The following is a 1702-nucleotide window of genomic DNA, read 5'->3' on the forward strand; positions in this document are numbered from 1 at the left end:
GTAACCGGGGCAAATTCGCGGGTTTTGGGGTTTGCGCTGGGTCCCGAGGTGTGGTTCAGGATTGGCATGACGGTGCCGGATCCCGCTTCGATCGAGACGCTCGGATTGTCGGATCTGCGGACCCTTGTGGGAACGCTGATCGAGCAGATGCAGCGGCTTTCTGCGGAGAACGGTCAGCTGCGGGCGGAGAACCAGGTGTTGCGCGACGAGATCGCGCGGCTCAAGGGCCTGCCGCCCCGCCCGCCGATGCGTCAGACGCCCTCCGGGATGGAGAAGGCGACGGGTGCAACCAAGACCCCGGGCCCCGTGCGTCGGCGCGGCCCGGTGCAGGAGCGTTGCGCCCTCACCCGGGAGGTCGTGCTGTCGGTGGCCACGCCGCCCGGCTCGCAGTTCAAGGGCTACCAGGACGTGGTGGTGCGCGACCTGGTGCTGGAGGCCTGCGTGACGCGCTACCGGCGCGAGCGCTGGCGCATGCCGTCGGGCGAGACGCTGGTGGCGCCTCTGCCGACCGGCGTGGCTGGCGGCTTCGGCCCGCACCTGCGCCGCTTCCTGCTGGCTGCCCACGTCCAGGGCCAGGTCACCACCGAGCGTCTGTGCGCGCTGCTCTCGGGGCTGGGCGTGCCGATCTCCAAGCGGCAGGTGGTGCGGCTGTTGACCGGCCGGCTCGACGTCGTCCTGGCCGAGGATGAGGCGGTGCTGCGGGCGGGCCTTGCCGGCGCCCGCTGGATCAGCGTCGATGATACCGCAGCGCGTCACGCGCGGGCGGACGGGATCACGACGCAGATCGGCAACGACTGCTTCACGGTGTTCCGCACCGGGACCTCGAAGTCGCGGCTGAACTTCCTGTCGCTGCTGCGGGCCGGGCATCCGGACTACGTGATCAACGCGGCCGCCCTGGCTTACATGAAGGAGCGCGGCCTCTCCGGGCCTCTGCGGGCGGCGCTGTCGGCCCATCCCAGCCAGAGCTTCCCCGACGAGGCGGCGTGGCGCGCCCACCTGACGCGGCTGGGCGTGGACGCGCAGACGATCGTCCTCGACCCGGTGACGATCGCCACCGAGGGAGCGCTGTGGGGCGCGGTGGTGCATCACGGGCTGTTGCAGGACAGCGTGATCGTCTCGGACGATGCTGGTCAGTTCCGGGTCGGGACCCACGCGCTGTGCTGGGTGCATGCCGAGCGCCTGGTGCACAAGTTGATCCCGACCACGCCGAGCCAGGCCACCGTGATCGCACGGCAACGTGAGCGGATCTGGGAGCTGTATGGCGACCTGAAAGCCTATGCGCGGGCTCCGTGCGAGCGTGCGGCAACGGACTTGCGGGCGCGGTTCGACCGGATCTTCACGGCCTCGACCGGGATGGTGATGCTGGACCGGCTGCTGACGCGGCTGCACCGCAACAAGGCGGAGCTTCTGCGGGTGCTGGAGCGGCCGGAGATCCCGCTGCACACCAACGGATCGGAGAACGACATCAGGGCCTGCGTGACCAAGCGGCGGATCTCGGGCGGCACGATGAGTATGGCCGGGCGCAGGGCCCGCGACGCCCTGCTGGGTCTGATGAAGACCTGCGCCAAGCTCGGCATCTCGTTCGTCCGCTACCTCGGCGACCGCCTTGGCATCCCGGATGACGGGCCACCCATCCCACCTCTCGCCGATCTGGTCAGGCAGCCAACCCCAGCCTGACCGCCCGCGAATTTGCCCCGGTTAC

Annotated in this window: 1 protein-coding gene; it reads left to right on the forward strand. The window is 69.9% G+C overall.

Features of this window, described 5'->3' with window-relative positions; translation table 11 throughout:
* Positions 1-66 precede the first annotated feature (66 nt).
* A complete protein-coding gene (locus tag VP06_RS13060; protein ID WP_048464217.1) occupies positions 67-1677 on the forward strand; it encodes an IS66 family transposase in 1611 nt (536 codons plus the stop codon).
* Positions 1678-1702: the final 25 nt, after the last annotated feature.

This window comes from Methylobacterium aquaticum (assembly GCF_001043915.1).
GTDB classification, from domain to species: domain Bacteria; phylum Pseudomonadota; class Alphaproteobacteria; order Rhizobiales; family Beijerinckiaceae; genus Methylobacterium; species Methylobacterium aquaticum.